Origin of the sequence: Spirosoma oryzicola (genome assembly GCF_021233055.1) — a bacterium.
GTDB lineage: Bacteria > Bacteroidota > Bacteroidia > Cytophagales > Spirosomataceae > Spirosoma > Spirosoma oryzicola.
Window position 1 is genome coordinate 30,024 of record NZ_CP089543.1, and the last position, 17,339, is coordinate 47,362.

Here is a 17,339-nt window from a genome sequence, read left to right on the forward strand (position 1 = left end):
TAATACCATATTGTCCAGTCCTGGTTTGAATTAGAGGTTTTTCAAAACAGTAGATAGGCAGGAGGAGAGTATTCGAAAACAATCTGTTATACTGAATGTAAAACAGATTGTTTTTTAGGTCCTAGTTTCGGACCGCTCGATCCTTTTTGTGAACAATTTCAGGCTTAAAATCATATCAGTCCTATTTGACCGACGCGCCCTCATAAAGCGTTTAGTGTACTACTTTCGGTTTGGCATTTCAACCCAATAATTCTGTAACTTCAACTTCTACAACCTGCTTGCTGAATCGAAAATAGATTTCTCATATTCACGTCTATAACGTGAGATAGATACTATTGCATCATGAAGTTAGGTTACGCTCGAGTCTCAACACAAGATCAAAACTTGGCACTTCAATTAGATGCCTTGAAAGCCGCTGGCTGCTCGAAAATCTTTCAGGAGAAAGTCAGTGGTTCTAAAACCGAACGACCTGAATTGAACAAGCTACTCGAAATCATACGAGAGGGAGACACGTTAATGATTTGGAAGCTGGACCGACTAGGTCGGTCCTTAAATCATTTGATAGAGATTGTCACTCAACTAGAAGATCAACATATTGGGTTAGTTAGTTTAAACGACCCCATAGATACTACAACGGCTCAAGGCCGCTTGGTTTTTCGCATTTTTGCCAGTCTAGCCGAGTTTGAGCGGGAGGTGATTCGCGAGCGGACTTTAGCAGGTTTAGCATCTGCCCGGCGACGGGGCCAACTCTTAGGCCGTCGTAAAGGGCTATCCAAAGCTGGCGAGCAGAAGGCCCGTATTGGCGAAAGTCTTTACAAAGAAGCCAAGTACTCGGTCGAACAAATTGCCCGCGAGTTACACATTTCTAAAACCACCTTATACAAGTATCTCCGTCTACGTGGGGTAGAAATTGGTACTTCAGCCCAAAATCAAACGGCTAACATATAGCAAAATGCAGATGTACTGAATTTTGTATTTGTTAATCGAAGATTTGCTAATCGTGCCGTCAACCCAGTTTAACCTTTATTAAACGAAGGTCTGTTAATCGTTATGTCAACCCGATTTAACATTTATTAAACGACCGTTTGTTAAATGTTAAATCCAGTATCTTTAGACCAAGAATCGTAATTTTTGTGCCGTGGAACATTGTTTCGGGCACAAATTGTCTAAATACAACTCAAATGATGCAGCGACCCTACGTAGGCTACTTTCGGGTGTCAACCCAGAAACAGGGACGAAGTGGCCTGGGCCTGGAAGCCCAACGCTCAACGGTCAATACCTATCTGGGAAGTAACGGAGTGCTGGTAGGTGAATTTACCGATGTTGAGTCAGGGAAGAAAAATGACCGGCCTCAATTACTGGCTGCCATCGCGTACTGTAAAGAGCAACGGGCAGTCCTATTAATTGCCAAGCTGGACCGGTTAACCCGGAACGTGGCCTTTATTTTTACATTGAGGGATTCGGGAATTGAATTCGTATGTGCCGATATGCCCGAAGCTAATACCCTGACTATCGGCGTCATGGCCACCATGGCACAGTATGAGCGGGAATTAATCGGTGAACGCACTCGTAAAGCACTGGCGGAGAAAAAAAGGCAGGGGGCTAAGTTAGGTACTCCTGCTAACTTGGATACAGCGGCTATTCTTAAAAGTCGGAAGATCCGCCAAGTAAATGCACGCCAGGACGAAAATAATCGACGGGCGGCTACGCTGGCCCGTTCGTTACGTCAGGCTGGTCAGAACTGGAGTCAAATTACCGAAACACTAAACAATAATGGATTTCGTACGCGCCGAGGAAAATCGTTTCATGTTGCCCAAGTACAGCGTGTTATTAAGCTTATGGAGTAATAAGTTCTTGGTTGTATTATTGAAGTAATAAACTTTGATTCCTCATTTGCTTAATTTACGAAATGAAATACAATTTAGCTGCACTAGAATGGCAACAATTTGAAGTTCTAGCTTTTCAGTGTTTACAATTTGATGTCTCTAAATCAGTTCAATACGTGCAAGGAGGAAGCGACAAAGGCCGTGATATCGTTTATGAGGGTATTACTAATTTTTTTGATGCTGATTCTAAATCTTATAAATATATATTTCAGGTTAAACATAAATCGAATATTGCCAATTTTGCTGCGCTTAAATCAGATTTGGCCAAAGAACTGGACAAAGTTTATATCAAAAATAAATTATTTTTTGATCGCTACTGCTTGGTAACCAATCTAGCTATTACTGCGAGTCAGCTTGACGAGTTACAGGTTATTTTTTCTGATTTTATTACTACACATTCATTGCCTAACACATTACGATTTAACTTATATAATTATCAACACATCGAGGCTTGTATAGATAATCATGATTCCTTAAAATGGAATTTCCCCAAAATTGTAAAACAAACTGATTTTAAACTGCTATTGGATGGGTTGTTTAAAAAACACGAAAAAAATATAACAACTGGGTGGATAGAAGTATTTAAAAAAAATCAAGAAAAATTTGTTTATACCAAGAAATTTAGTGACACTCTTGACTTGATTCAGCAGAAAAATATTGTACTCTTATCGGGCCCTCCAAAATCTGGAAAATCGTTTACTGCCGAAATGTTGGCATTATATATGTTCCTAGAAGAAGAATTTATTGTTTACAAATTAGACCGATTTGAAGATTTTGATAAGTATTTTGACTCGTCCCAAAAACAACTCTTTCTATTTGATGATGCTTTTGGTAAACATAATTTGGAATATACACGATCTGATGCTTTTGACAGAAAGATAGAATTTATATTAAATCTTTTAGGTAATAATCATAAGTGTGTTTTTACGAGCCGCGCCTACATATATAAAGCTTTAAAAGCACATGCTGATTTTAATTTTGAATCAATCCTTTCTGAAATCACAGTCGAAGTATCTAGCTTGTCAACAGGAGAAAAGGATAGCATTTTTAGACGCTACTTTACATTAAAATTCCCGACCCTTTCTACTCCCGAAGATGACTTCATTGAAAATTTAGTCAACCATACTAATTATGCTCCCGAAACGGTTCGCGCTTACTTTGAAAACGCGGATGATTTTGATAAAGCCGCATTAATACAACATTTGAACGCTCCAGATGCTTATCTGAAAACAGTATTTATCAATTTACTTCAGCCCAAGAAACTTGTCCTATTAGCTCTTCTATTCTCCACGACAGGCACAGATGCTTCAATCGCTTATGCATATCGTAACGTTCGTAGCGACGTGGGAGAAAAGGAATTAATAAATCTAAAAGAAGAACTTGAGATCATGGTAGGGAGTGTAATCAAAAAAAGTGGTCAACTTTATAATTTTTACCACCCTTCTATGTTTGATTTTTTTGTTAATTATCTAGGGAATGATCTTTCTCAATATCGTCAGATACTTTTTCGAAATATTAATATAGAACTGCTTAGTTTGGCTAAGTTTAAAACTTTAAAAACTGATACTAATTCTGTCGAAATAAAAACTGATGATATTGAAGATTTTATCTTAGGCACCAAACGACTGCTAAAAAATAATACAGTTTCTTTATATGAAATTAATTCTCTGATTCACTGGATCGATTCGCCAGACTCCATGGTAAATTTTCAAGTCAAATTACGTCCAAACTTTAATAAGTACATGGATGAGATGCTTCAGGTAATTAAAGAGCTAAATTTCACTCGTTTCATAAATGATAATACCATTGATATATGTATTTTTTTTGATGCAATCAGAAAGTTAGTTACTATATCATCCGAACAAACTTACATTGATCCGAGCTATATTGAGGCTTTTCTACAAAGACATCAAAGTAGTCCAGACTATTGGCATTTAGTCTTTTCACTAACACCCTATCTTCGAAAGGAGGAAGCTATAGCTTTGGTTACTGCATCTTGGTTAAATAATTTTTATAAAAAGCTTGAAGCAGAGATAGATAGTTTAGGTCATGAACTCTTTGGTGAAGCATACCCTAATTTTACCCTTTTAGCAGAAAAAAAGCAATTAATAGCAGATAAAAAGTTTGCTGAAGCTAATAAAATTTTGCAACAAACACATGCTGATTTTAAGCTTCCTACTTCTAAGTTATGGTATCCTCGTTATAAATCTTGTAAAGAAAAAATGATGGTTATGCGAAATAGTAGACCTCTTGGAGATATTATATACCAGAGGCTTACAGAGCGATTTTCATTTCTAACAAAGTTAGAGGAAAATCAAAAGAATCGATATTTTCATAATACTCAGAAAAAATGGTGGTGAGTCAAATTGAAAAAATGGACCGACAGTATTCATTAAAAAAAGAATAAGGACTAATCAATTTTTGGATCAAATCAAAATTTTTACATATTCTGAATATCAACGATAATTCATAAAGCTAACTGAACTAACTTATAAATCGCTAAAACTACTTAAGAGCTACCAATAATTGTGTGCTGGCTTCTTACTAAGCATTTAAGATGTTAAAATATAGTGGTAAACCTATAATGGTTTAAAACAATTAAGTTTGGTAACGTAAAATGATCGATTAAACTTTAACAAATGCCACAAAGGGTATTTTAAGTTATGAATTCGGTACAAAAAGGAGATGAACTTGAGTATCGTTCTTATCAATTAATTGAAAAAGCACTTAATGAGTATAAGTTAGGACTGATACCTGGCAGTTGTCGGGTATTTCGTAAAAAAGGCTACTACTCTGAAAAACGAAAAGGTTACATTATTTTCGATTTAGCTATTGAGGTCTGGCCTGAAGGAGCTTCTAATTACTCATTACTCAATCTAATTGAGTGTAAAAATTATGCTAAGCAGGTTCCTGTTGATGATATCGAAGAGTTTTATACTAAAATCAAGCAGGTTGCTGATGTTAACATAAAGGGTATATTTATTACTGACAATGGCTTTCAACGAGGTGCCTTTACATTTGCGAAGTCAGTTGGGATGATGCTCATTACGGTCAATGATCTAATAACTCTCAACGTCATTCTACATAAAGCCAACCGGTATAAACAACTTAAGGAAGAGAGCTCTATTCAATCATTAGAATTTGAGACTTTGGATTTGACCATACAACAAGTCTTACTTAGAAAGCTTCAACGTATCCTTGATAGAGAAGTACTAAGTGTTTTTGTATATCAAGTGATTACAGATTCCTTTAATCGAAACGAGTTTGAAATTCCGTTTTTATCAGCTAAGGACATTGAGGAATTTACAAGCTCATTATTAATGGCTTATAGCCCTGAAGTAGTCAAAGGAGATAAAATGCTTGATTGGGAAAAATTCGAGCAATTCTTGGCTCTTACCTATGAAATGACAATTTTATATACTGATCTTGATGCGTTTGATAGTCGTGGCCACCAAGTTGACAGCTCGTGCTCTTTTTCAACTAAAACAATACAGATAAAGTCATCTTTTCGGAATTCGACTCGAGCAGCCTTCTTATTGGCTCATGAGTTAGGGCACTACTTCCTGCACAATCGAACTTCCATCAATCAATATACTTATGAATCATTCAGCGATTCAGTCTACAATCTAAGGATGAATCGATATGAGTTAAACAATCCCAAGACTTGGATTGAATGGCAAGCCAATCAATTTGCTTCCTGCTTAATATTACCGCGGGAATCAATAATTTATCGATTAGGTATTGAACAGTTTAAGCAAAATTTACAAATAGGGAAACCATTATATCTAGATGATCAACCCAGTAACCGGTTTGCCTTCCGAATCATTATTACAAATTTAGCTCGTTTTTACTTCACAACTAAAACGAGTATAATTTATCGACTAACTGCATTGAAAATGATTGTTGTTAATACCCGATTAAAGTCATTAGGCCAGCTCTTACGAGAAAATTATCCAGAATTGCTTGATGAATCCTAATTCAATCTTTTGAAAATACTTAACTAGATCAATTATAATTGACGATATAAATAACGGAAATGAGTACAACTATAGATTATTTATTAAATGATAATCGTCCACATTATGATTGGGAAGGACTGTATATCCACGTTGATTGTGAGGCCTCTGATACACCATTCACTGCCGAAAATACAAATCCATTGAGCGATAAAAACCTCAATTCAGAATACTTAATTCATGAATACATTCACTTTATCCAAAACTTCACAACAACTTGGGGTGTACCTATATTTGTAAATTTTGCTTATTCATACCTTCAAATTGCCGCATCTTTTGCCTCCTCACAACAAGATATTCTTCTCCCTTTAGATCTGACAGAGTATAAAAATAAACTATTCGTAGAAGGTTTTACAACCCGTGTACAAGTAGTTGCTCAGCTAAATATGTTCAATGAAATAGAGCACAAGGTAGATGGTCTATTAAAACCAATAATATGTGACTTCTCACGCCCCCAAAGACTTGTTCTGACCAATGGTTTAATAAGAACTGAAGTTGGCATTAAATTTATAAGAGAGCATATGGCTACTATGGGAGGCTACTTGTTTTCATCTTTAGATGATACATCCATAGCTGAGCGAAATAAACGTATTAGTAATGATAAGGGAATAGATTACTGTAGAGCCCCTGAGTATTGGATGCTATTTGCCTATTTTTTTCAAAAAGAGAAGATAATTAATATTGGGAAAGGTGTTTTTTTATTAATGAGTTACTGCTTATCAACTCTTATTCCAACGAAAACTTTAAAGAATTTTGTATTTTATTATTCGAAATTTTCAGAAAGATATAATATCAGTATAGACTTGGAAGAGTTTGTTAATAATTATTTTTCGCAATCCGAAAGAAAAAATCAAGTTGTGCAAGATTTGAATTTTGTCTCTTCTGGTATTGAAAAACTATTAAATGAATTAGATCAAAATAAAAATAATCATGCATTGGCAGAATTTGTTCATAAAATAGCAAGTTATTCGCTAAATAATATAAGCAAAAATCTCGGAGGTTACCTTACTTTTTCATATAAATCGCATCTAGAGGATGTGGGCTTTTGGCGAAAATTGTTATTGGTATTTGGAAGCGGTGTAGTGAGATTGCGAGATTCTACTATTATAATGGGGAATACAGCGCATCAAAAAGAGATGAATGATTGTTTCATGTTTTACTTAGCTTTTCGCTTAGTTCTAGACATGATTGATAACAATAAACTTAAACCTTGCCCTTTTCTTAATGAATTTCCACTGTGTGTTTCAAATTTAAGAGATTCGGATATGTGCCATTTTTCACCATTTGAAATGGCTACACAATTTAGCACTGATGGCCTTTGTTTGTTTGGTAATGCGGTTTACTTGCTCGGATTTGAGAAACGAATTAAATCGAGGGATATTCTCAATGATACATAGGACACTTAAGGGGCACTAAAACTATTATCTAAATTGTAATAAATCAATAATCAATGAAGGTTGTAGATCTGTGGATATCCAATCAAATTCATTTAATACTTTTTGATTGTTCGCATCAATCTGCATTTTCCAGCGTTCAGTAAATAATTGAGATAAATTCTGCCTTGCAGCACATGATGCAGATACCAGCCAGTTCATACATTGTATAAAAACGCCCTTCTCTGTTTTAGGCGATGCATATGGGCACAATGATAAATAGTGGAAAAAATGTTTTACCCAATCATTACCTCCGTAATCTTGACGCAACTTAAGCATCACTGAAGCATACATAACATTCTGATCAGAAGAAAATCTTTGATCATTTAGACGATTTTGTTTCTCTGATAAGCCAGCCTTGTCGGTAAATATTTGAAGAAAGTCTAATTCTAAAAATTTTATTTTACTCTCTGTCGACTCTATATATTTACGTAACTCTAATTCAGGATCATCAAGCTTAATATAATCCATACAGACATACCTCATAAATACTGCGAAGCCTGTAGTGAAAATTGAATGTTTGTCAGAGAAAATAAAATAATTTCTTCCCATTTCATAAAAATAGTAATGAGGAAAATCATTTGCTTGATTGGAAAATAAAGTATAATCCTCTTTATAAAACCCACAAATTTCAATCCCGGTAGAGCCTATCCATCCACAACCTTTACCACATGTAAGATTATCATCAGGAATTGCCGCAATTATAACTTTATTATTGTATTGTCTGTATGGATTGGGAGATTGTCCAACTAAGTTTTCGTATAGTTTCCAACCCATATTTAATATATTAATAAATCTAGCCATAACCACATAATCGAAGTCTTGCGTAATTGTTAGAAAGACTACATATTGCCCTTCCCAAGGTGTCATTACAGTACTATAATTCTTTTCTTTCCACTTATTCGGTTCAAAGGGTTCATAATTAGTAGGGGCATTACATTTTATTTCTTCGGCAGAACTATTGATCATATTGTTATTATTTATAAAAACAAACCTATTTCAGATTTATTATTCAAACTCGGCATGTTCCTACTTTGTGCATAAGTAAATTCAATTCCAAAATCAATTTCCCTGCATTTGCTTTAAAAAATCTTCAAGCTTTATACCAATTCTTCCAAGCACCTGAGTCAAATTCCTGCTTAGCTTGTCGTAATCGTCTGAAATTTGTTTGGTATGTGTTATAATCGCTAAGGGACGTCCAGCCTGAAAAAAAGTCTTTAAGTTCTCGGCATTCTTGGGGAAGTCCAGAAGTATCACGTTGACTAATTGCTGCTTGAGCTCGCTGTTCAAGGCTGTTAATTTCTCGTTGAATTTGGTTTTCCTCCGCTTCATCTGTTGCTGCAAGCTCTCTCTCAAGTTGCTGGATGTCAGTTTTAAGTTTGGTAATATCGTCTGCTCTATATCGCTTAATTCGCTCTTTAGTTGTTTCAATTCGTTGCTTAAGCTGTCCTTCTGAATGTTCAGTTTCTGCAATTGATTCTCGTAGTCGGTAACTTCGGCTTGCAAACTCTGGAATCTGCTGGTCAAGTTTGATACGTTCTGACGAGAGGTTGTCAAGCGCTCGTTGAGTATCTCTAATTCCTTGGTTAAGCGTATCGACTGCGGGGTTATGTCGTTCACATATGTCTCTGATATCTCCGTCAATTCGTTCCGTTTCTTGATGATATGCGCTCTCCACTCGTTCTTCTTCGACTCTAAAAGCTTCTTCCTGCTGGTCAAGACTCGCTTCCTCGTCTCGCAAACGCCCGACTTGCGAAGCAAACTCTGTTCGTACTTGCCCCTTAAGTTGTTCAGTTCGTTCCCGGAGCTGTTGGTCAACTCGTTCTGTTTGCCTTTCAAGATTTCCGATTGACTGTTGTATAGCCACTGCAACCTGTTGAGCGGAGTCTGAGTCAAGGTATTTTCTAATTGATCGTATAAGGTTTCTAAGCCGGTTGGCTCGGCATTTGGCGTCTTCTTCGAGAAGTTGTATCTGGAGTCGATCAACGTCTGATACTCCTTCAATAAATTCAGCGGTAGATGGTGAAGGGTATGTGGTGTGGGCGTATTCATCATTATAAAGCCAGAATGTATTTTTAGTAGTGAAAAAGGTATCTTCAATGGCTTGAGCTGACTCTTTGGGGAGAATGACCTGGATGGCATCAATCCCTAAAAGTGTATACTGCGCTTTTCTTTCGGCTGAAATGCCCTTCTGTTTACCATCAGTAATTAATTCAATGGCTAAAATGGGCTGATCTTTATTATTGAAAAAGCTGATGTTTGGGCGAACAAAAGACACCCCTTCAGAAATCAACTTTTCTGCGATTAAGCGGTCCGTTTCAATTTGTCCCTGACCATTCAAACATAGAGGAAATTTCACCTCAACCCGGTGAGCATGTATGTTGCGGGGTGGCTGAAGTTGTATTGCTTGAGTGGGAACCTCTGGATGTATTAATAAAGTACGAGGAACTCGAATTTGCTTGATTCGTTGCAATGTACTTTGGGCAATGGATAGTCGGTAATCTTCGTCAGCGAAGGTGCAATGCTGCTTTTGCTCAACATCTCGAGCTAAATGCGCGAAGTGATGGATGATAATTGGACCTTTCCTGGCAACTAATTCCTGGTGGCACCCCTGGCAATAGTATCCCCCCCTCCCGGATGTTGCTTCCTGGATGAATATGACTTGCCCCGATTGATTTTTGGCCGTGAAAATACTGGTTGATTCCTCTGAGGTTTCTTGACGAGCGATCATCAGGTCAGCTTCTGTAAATAATAGACAAATTAATCATTTTCGGTTAGGCTTCAAGATTGATAAAGACTATCCGCTTTGCCACATTAAAGGTAAACCTTATCGAAGATGACTCTTCTATGAGCAACCACGGATTTCCCTGTTGATTCCTACTTGTGTCCTCCTATCTTAATCAGCCATCTTACCTATTTTTGCCCGAATGCGTTGTTCAAAAGTAGAACAACAAGCCTGAATCTTGGCATTGACGATGTTGAAAGGAGCAGACATTTTATAAAACTCAATAACCGTATCCACTCCTTTACAGCTATCGCAACGCATACCCGATAATTTTGGTGAATAGGCATGATTCCTTTGCTGTCGAGCTTCCCGATTCAGATGATCAGATCCTAAATTAATCTTATATTTTATCATTGATTTATTGATAATTTAATCGTTGAAGTAATTGCGCATGACCCGGAGCCTCTTCCCCTTTCCACACGTTGCCATTGATAAGCCACTGCTCATAGTGACACACCCAGAGAGCTGTTCTTGGAATTAAATCTCTTGCAATCCACAGTTTCCGGAACGGTGAAATATCCGGTGGATAATACAAACAGAGCCGAGCATCGGGGTACATATGGATAGCAACTGATGGAGTAATTGCAGGCTTTAAAACAAACACCTTATGAATACGCTGTGATTCGTATTGCACTTGTATACAGTAATCCTGCCGATAATCGGGATCTTTAATCTTGAAGTCGACAAGCAGAGTCCGCCCCTGAATCCGCGTTTTACAACTTGGAAAAATCTGTAAAACCATTTCCTGCTGAACTAACTGGTCCAGGGGCGAATAATCCTCATTGTAATAAGCTCGAATCATCATAATGATCTCTTTCTCGTGGGACAGACACACCGGATGTGTTTCGTATTATAGTAATCCCACTGGTTAACGTAGCAGTGCCTGCCTGCAACTGTTGAGATTTACGAGCCAGGCGCTCATTTCTTGCTTCATCTTCGGTCATCACAGGAAATTCTGTCCCAAATAATAACCGCCACTCCCGAAGTTTTTCGCAATCCAGTTCTGCATCATAAGCACGTCGGGCCGTTTTAGCTGCTTCGACGATGAAATCATAAAAAGCAATGAAGTCTTTCGAAGAAACCCGCTTCCATACATTATGTGAGGGAACGCCCCGATCGGCTAAAGTAGGTGTCACTTCAAGACGTCGATACCAGGCATAATTTGCCACAATAGCTTCCAACGTTTTAACGACACCTTCGGCGACCGAAGTAATGTTGTCAGGACAACAATCACCAATCATGTGCTCAATCGGGTATCCTTTAGGATGTTTAAGGTCAATCAATCGACACAGTCGCCACCATTTCAACGCTTTTACTACGTTCACGAAATGGCTATAGGTCGCCTTGTTCTTATCACGAGTCCATCGAATCTGCTCCAACGGATTGGTCTCAACCCAGCAATTTGCATCCTGATCAGGAATATAGAGAGACGCCGTTTTCCATTCTGCTGCTGCACGGATTGATTCCGCCATAAAGGAAGTCCAATTTTGTCGATGGCCAGGTTCAGCCCAGGATTTTACTAAGCGCCAATCGTTCCCTAAATCCTCTAAGGCCAACGCAGTTGTTACACTTTCCGATTTAAGGAAGGCTTGTTCAACTTCAGAAGGGGCAGAGGTCACCACAATATCTAGGTCTACGTAGGAAAGTTCTATCCCAATTGAGCGTCCCTGAATTCGGTATTTTCCTTTATAGTGCTTCTCTACGAAAGAGATAAATTTGTCAATAGCCTCTTGAGGAGTTAGGGAATGACGATCTAAATTGGTTACTACGATAATATCGACATCGGCCCGTTTGCCATTTTTAGGTTTAATCGCTGTTGCCCGTCGGTAACTCCCCTGTAAAAAAGTGCTAACTATAATTTTTGACAAGTCAGCATCATTCTTTAAGCGGTCACGCAGCGTGCTATGCCCAGTGATTAAATCGTCACGCTGGTTCTTTGACAGGCGAATGTTTGACAGGAACTCGTTGAAATACTTGGTTATTGCCATGTTGATTTTAGTTTTGGTGGTGTGAATATTTGAGTACGTTCATCAGATTGCCAATAAATTGGGTGCGAAAATTAGCCGCCGTAAATCGACTTAATCGGTCATCATCTACGACGACCCGGCCATTTCCAAAGTAAAAACAATAGTTAGGTAAGGGATTTATGAATGCTTGTACCTGGTCGACGGGCCAGTGATCCCCATCGTTATTGATAACAAGGATATCATCCGCCGTAAAGTCAGCTTCCTGAAGTTGTTCTAGGCGAGTGAGTGCCTTAACCTGAAAGCCATTTTTACTGAGCATCCGGTGATGATAATCATCACTTCCGTTACGATGGGAGAGTAAAACAATTTGATGGCGCTGTTTGACTGCTTTCTCAAAATCGTACTCTTTGAGAAGCCCAATAAAGGCTTCATGCCGATCCGTCAGGTGCTTGGCGATTATTGCATCGACTTGCTTATTCACCTTACTTGGAATGACCTTGAGATACAACCAGGCTATTCCGATAATATTACCAATACCTAATCCTGTTAGAATCCAACCCCAAAACTTGAAAGGCTCATAGTCTTTTAGGTTCTCCTCCAATTCCTTATTTCTTGATTCTAAGTCTTTATCCTCTGCCTCCAAATCGCTAACGTCTTTCCGTATACGCTGATTTTCCCTTTCCAAAGAATTCAGGCGCTCAATAATTGCCTCTGTTGATGGCTTGGTCTTCTGAGCGAAACTCGGCTCAACACAGGCCAGCAAACAGCCGATGACAATGATATGGGACAGGCAACGATGTCGTCCTCTGGCCCTGCTAACAGTACCTTCGGATAGTTTCCTTTTCTTCATAATTCAGGTATATTTAAGGCAACCAATCATTGCTGACCGGTTGCCTTTGGTTAAAATCACTTTTCCTTGGTTACGCCTTTAAAAGGTTGATCGTCAGCCTTCTGATCCATAAATTTTCCATTTGGTCCGCGCTTGGTCCAACGATCATTTTGAGGATTATAGACTTGAGTCCGATCTTTAATAGCGCCGTGGCGTCCTCCGCCCGGTTTTCCATTTGTGGCCATGAGTTCTTTGAATAAAATTCACATTCAAATTGCATACGGAATCATCTGCCATGTCATCAGGTCTGATGGGCAGCACAAAATGCGCTCAGGCTCCTGGCTGGAGCAACGTCACAATTATCGAAGAGAAGGGATTTTCTGAGAAAAGCAAGGCAAAGAGAAGATTGGGCTTGCTCTAATGGAGCAAACGAAGCTAATTTTGCGTTTATTCTCAGGAAATTTAACAGGGCCTCCTAGTTCCCATTAAAATATCCTTCGTTCGTAATCGCGACAATAGTGATGTTTTTGATTTCCTCGTGTTCCGGAGTTGGCGCTTCGGAACACTTTTGTTTCATATGTTTCTCACATTTTAGGCCCACCGTCAACATTGACGTTCGCGACCTGAGTTTATACTTCCTTGCTCAACCAATTACGTTGTTTATATCGCTACGACGCCATTTATAATGGCCCGTTCTGTAGCAAACCTGACCTGCAATAACCGCAGGATGCATGGCTACCGACTTCGCAAATCGTATAATGTAGTTTTGATTAAACTGCTCGGCTGTAGCCATAAGCTGCTTCCAAGCTGGTTCCGGCAAAATACATTCCTGAGCAAAAGCATTCGCTTCTTTTTCTTGCTGATTATTCAGTGTGTCTTCTAAATTATCATAGAAGCAGATGTGGTTATTATGGGCTAAATGCCGATAAACATGGCCTAGTTCATGAAGGAGGGTAAAGGCGAAATTGTCAAGCCTGGCACTTCGTAACGACATACCAATAGCTGGATTTTCACCTGACCAGCAGGACATGCCATCAATGGGCGCTTTGTCGGCTTTAGGCTGATAAATGAATTTAATGCCTTGGCGATTCAACGTACATTGAACATTCACCAAGACATTCACATTTTGTAGTATGATTTGCCGAAGGGCGGTAACGACCTCATCAGCAGCTTGCAGATTGAAAGGCGGCACTTCCTGCTGACTGGCATGAAATTCGACCATTTTTACCCAAGCTAACACATTCACCTTGTCCTCGTCTAATCGTTGCGATTTGCGGAATAAAGCCATTGATGAATGCTCAAGTTGATATTTTAATTCATCGGGTGTTTCAACATTATATAATTTCTGAACTGCTGGAACATCGTCAACGGGATCACCCGTTAAATATTTCTGAGTTCTGAGGTAAGTGACACCAACATGATTCTTAAATCGGTTCCATAGATCCAATGCTTTAGATCGATCCTGCACTTTTTGTTGCCGCTTGGCTATGTCCAAATCGTAATTGAGTTGTGCGTTTAGCCAAAATTGCGCTTCACCGCCAAGCGCTTTGGCAATCAGAATAGCGGTTTCGGCGTTGATGCTACGTTTACCTTTTATAATTTCATTCAACTGGGATTTCTGCATCCCAATCTGGAGGGCAAAATCCTGCTGGCTTAGATTTAAACCTTCCAGTTCTAGAGCCAACATTTCTCCTGGATGAGTGGCACGGCCAGGAACAAGGTCTTTTAGTTCAATCATGACCGTAGGGTGCTTCGATGTATGTTAAGTCTTTTGGCAAGGCTATGTTTGAGATGTACTAAAGCCCGAATGATTAATGTACGAGTAGATTCATAGGATCCGTCCTCGACGACTAAGCAGTGTGAATCATCAACGCGAACTGTACTTAATCCACCCTCATCATTCGTTAGGTTCTCGTATTTTAGACTCCGACGAACTTTTAAATCATTTAGACAAGTAGCTGCCCGAATCGTGTTAATAACGGTTATGAATCTATGCGTTCTCTCAAAGTTATAATCCATCTGTATTTTGGCAGATGCATTATCTTCATACAAGTCAGCTAGTTCTTTTGTCGCGAAAAATATTCTCATGCATGTCTTCGTGTTAGAAATAGTTAACAAATGTGTGAATAATTTTATCTATGAAGCAAATTATGGACGAAAAAATTTTGGTGTATATCCAATATTTTTTTGTCCAGTCATATTCGTGTTTACGGAGATCTTTAAAGGCCCACTTTTAAGTTACTTCTTTTCCGTATTCACTTAACTTATAGGTGGTTAGTGGGGTGTGTAACCTGCTATCCTATACATCGATTTTAGTTGAGCATAAAAGAGTTATTAATAAGTCAGTACTCCTAAATTCTGTGGATTTTCATTTTTTTGTTCAATATATTTGATTGTTCAAAAAAAATGAACAAAAACTAAAAATGAACAAAGATGAAGATATAGTTAGCCGAGCAACTCAATCCTTGCAAGAAGTTACTGGCTTTCAAGTAGGTTGGGAACTTGGATTATCAAATGAATTAGACGGATTTGTTAAACTATCGACTAATAATGAGATAATTAATTTCTCTATCGAGGTAAAACAACGCGCCAATCCCCATTTGATTATTCAATTAACGGCCTTAAAAGAAGCGCTGGGAGACGTTCTATTAATCGCTGAATTTATACCCACTGATCTTCAAAAGACGCTTAAACAACTGAAATTAAATTATTTAGATACAGCAGGTAACTGCTGTATCCAATCAAAAGGTCAGTTTATTCTCATTGAAGGACGTAGGGGAGGAAAGTTTACAATAGCAGCAAAACAGCCTTTCGGAAAGAGCGGATTACGGGTAATTTTTACACTGCTTACTCAAGCTGATTCCATCAATCTAACCGTACGGGAATTAGCCGACCGAACAGGTGTCTCTATTGGATCAGTACAGCAGACTCTAGATGGACTTAAACATCTAGGTTATGTAGTCGCTGTAGATGAGCACCGACGTAAGTTGGTGAAAGTTGAACGATTGATAGAGCAATGGTTGAACCGATATGGTAGTACACTTAAACCCAACCTATTAGTAGGTAAATTTAGATTACCTACTGGCCTACAGCCCAATGATTGGCAGAAAATCAAACTTCAATTAGGTAGTTATTGGAGTGGTGAGCCAGCTGCTGATGCAGTAACCAATAATTTGAGGCCGCAAAAATTGACAATTTATACAGAAGAAGACAAATCTGGATTAATGCGAAAATATCGGTTACTACCTGATGAAGAGGGCTCTATAGAGATATACCACCTATTCTGGCGACCAATAGGAGAACAATCGAATGAACTTTCAATCGTTCCACCTTTACTTATCTATACAGATCTCTTAGCTAGTGCTGACCCGCGAAATCTAGAGATCGCAAGTACGATCTACCAGAAGTATGTACACTATTAACTTTGACCAAATTCGGCAAGGTAACTTACAGGAGTTGTTTGCCGTACTGGAAGTCGAACTGCAAAATCTAGGTATTGATTTCTATTTGATCGGAGCTGTAGCACGGGATATTTGGTTGACAGCACTACACGATATTCCCGCCAGCAGGATCACTCGTGATCTAGACTTGGCTTTATTATTAAGTAGTGAAGAGCAATATCAGCTTCTGAGACAACGGCTAATTGAGACGGGGCGCTTTACAACAAGCCGAGGAAATTCGTATACGGTTGTCTTTGAAGACGGTCGCCCTGTTGATTTACTACCGTTCGGAGCGATCAGCATGGAAGGGTCAGTCAATGTGGTTGGACTAGGACTCACAGATATTCGGGTAGACGGCTTTGAAGAAGTATTTGAAGCTGGTACTCAAGTGATAACAGTAAACGGGAATCCGTACCGGGTATGCACCCTAGCGGGAATCGTTATTCTAAAACTAATTGCTTATGACGATCGCCCCGAGCACCGCCCTAAAGACATTCTGGATATCAGCTTCATATTAGAGCATTATTTTGACATCGCAGAAGCTGAAATTTATGAACGTCATGACGACTTATTTGACTGGCCAGATTTTGACATGGGCAAGGCAGCAGCTAGAGTAATGGGCCGGCAAATGCAACCCATTATAAGGCGGTCGGCTGAACTACAAAAACGGATTGAAACAATTCTGGATCGGCAACTTGAAATAGGCGAAGAAAGCAAAGTCGCAGAATGGTTAGGACGCGAAACTCGATGGTCTATCAAATACGCATTAGCCACTCTTGAACAGCTCAGAGAAGGATTACGAGATGAGCTTCCCTAAAGATTCGTCCAAATAAACCTTGCCCCGACTAAAAACACTGAACTAGTAAATTGAACGGATTTATTGAACGCTAAAAAGACTGTTTTTGGTTACTTCCCCCCTACCCAGCCACCGTTCAGAAAAACGTCCCAGTTCGAATGGGACTGTATCGTCCTGAAATAAGTTG

At 38.8% G+C, this 17,339-nt stretch carries 13 protein-coding genes and 1 pseudogene; 7 read left to right on the forward strand and 7 right to left on the reverse strand.

The features are described from left to right. Positions 1-342: 342 nt before the first annotated feature. The 5 genes and pseudogenes from LQ777_RS27940 to LQ777_RS27960 form a co-directional block, all read left to right on the forward strand. Positions 343-915 (forward strand): annotated as a pseudogene (locus LQ777_RS27940) (recombinase family protein); the annotation flags it as partial. Positions 916-1,181: 266 nt separating this feature from the next. Continuing rightward, on the forward strand, positions 1,182-1,847 hold the full coding sequence (locus LQ777_RS27945; protein WP_232563757.1) for a recombinase family protein: 666 nt from the start codon (positions 1,182-1,184) through the stop codon (positions 1,845-1,847). A gap of 62 nt (positions 1,848-1,909) precedes the next feature. Continuing rightward, positions 1,910-4,246: an ATP-binding protein gene (locus LQ777_RS27950; RefSeq protein WP_232563758.1), complete on the forward strand. Its 2,337-nt coding sequence runs from the start codon at positions 1,910-1,912 to the stop codon at positions 4,244-4,246. Positions 4,247-4,549: 303 nt separating this feature from the next. Beyond that, positions 4,550-5,863: an ImmA/IrrE family metallo-endopeptidase gene (locus LQ777_RS27955; protein WP_232563759.1), complete on the forward strand. Its 1,314-nt coding sequence runs from the start codon at positions 4,550-4,552 to the stop codon at positions 5,861-5,863. A 59-nt stretch (positions 5,864-5,922) separates the two neighbouring features. Continuing rightward, a complete protein-coding gene (locus LQ777_RS27960) occupies positions 5,923-7,299 on the forward strand; it encodes a hypothetical protein (protein WP_232563760.1) in 1,377 nt (458 codons plus the stop codon). Positions 7,300-7,323: 24 nt separating this feature from the next. On the opposite strand, the gene LQ777_RS27965 is transcribed toward LQ777_RS27960, so the two are convergent. The 7 genes from LQ777_RS27965 to LQ777_RS27995 form a co-directional block, all read right to left on the reverse strand. Continuing rightward, positions 7,324-8,304, reverse strand: a complete 981-nt coding sequence (locus LQ777_RS27965; RefSeq protein WP_232563761.1) for a hypothetical protein — start codon at positions 8,302-8,304, stop codon at positions 7,324-7,326. 124 nt (positions 8,305-8,428) lie between these two features. After that, positions 8,429-10,066, reverse strand: coding sequence for a competence protein CoiA family protein (locus LQ777_RS27970; protein ID WP_232563762.1), 1,638 nt, complete (start codon positions 10,064-10,066; stop codon positions 8,429-8,431). 165 nt (positions 10,067-10,231) lie between these two features. Next, positions 10,232-10,474, reverse strand: coding sequence for a hypothetical protein (locus tag LQ777_RS27975; RefSeq protein ID WP_232563763.1), 243 nt, complete (start codon positions 10,472-10,474; stop codon positions 10,232-10,234). 4 nt (positions 10,475-10,478) lie between these two features. Then, entirely contained in the window at positions 10,479-10,925 is a 447-nt protein-coding gene (locus LQ777_RS27980) for a type II CBASS E2 protein (protein ID WP_232563764.1), read from the reverse strand. Further along, the gene (locus LQ777_RS27985; protein ID WP_232563765.1) at positions 10,900-12,108 is read right to left on the reverse strand and encodes an SMODS domain-containing nucleotidyltransferase; all 1,209 of its coding nucleotides are present in this window, start codon (positions 12,106-12,108) and stop codon (positions 10,900-10,902) included. Before LQ777_RS27985 ends, LQ777_RS27980 begins: the two co-directional genes overlap by 26 nt. A gap of 7 nt (positions 12,109-12,115) precedes the next feature. Then, entirely contained in the window at positions 12,116-12,937 is an 822-nt protein-coding gene (locus tag LQ777_RS27990; RefSeq protein WP_232563766.1) for a hypothetical protein, read from the reverse strand. 622 nt (positions 12,938-13,559) lie between these two features. Beyond that, positions 13,560-14,654 carry a HigA family addiction module antitoxin gene (locus tag LQ777_RS27995; RefSeq protein WP_232563767.1) on the reverse strand — a complete coding sequence of 365 codons (1,095 nt, stop codon included), beginning with the start codon at positions 14,652-14,654 and terminating at the stop codon, positions 13,560-13,562. Positions 14,655-15,309: 655 nt separating this feature from the next. Between LQ777_RS27995 and LQ777_RS28000 the strand changes: the two genes are divergently transcribed. Both LQ777_RS28000 and LQ777_RS28005 read left to right on the forward strand, forming a co-directional pair. Next, positions 15,310-16,338 carry a type IV toxin-antitoxin system AbiEi family antitoxin gene (locus LQ777_RS28000; protein WP_232563768.1) on the forward strand — a complete coding sequence of 343 codons (1,029 nt, stop codon included), beginning with the start codon at positions 15,310-15,312 and terminating at the stop codon, positions 16,336-16,338. Then, positions 16,325-17,173 carry a nucleotidyl transferase AbiEii/AbiGii toxin family protein gene (locus tag LQ777_RS28005; RefSeq protein WP_232563769.1) on the forward strand — a complete coding sequence of 283 codons (849 nt, stop codon included), beginning with the start codon at positions 16,325-16,327 and terminating at the stop codon, positions 17,171-17,173. Before LQ777_RS28000 ends, LQ777_RS28005 begins: the two co-directional genes overlap by 14 nt. The last annotated feature ends 166 nt before the right edge of the window (positions 17,174-17,339 follow it).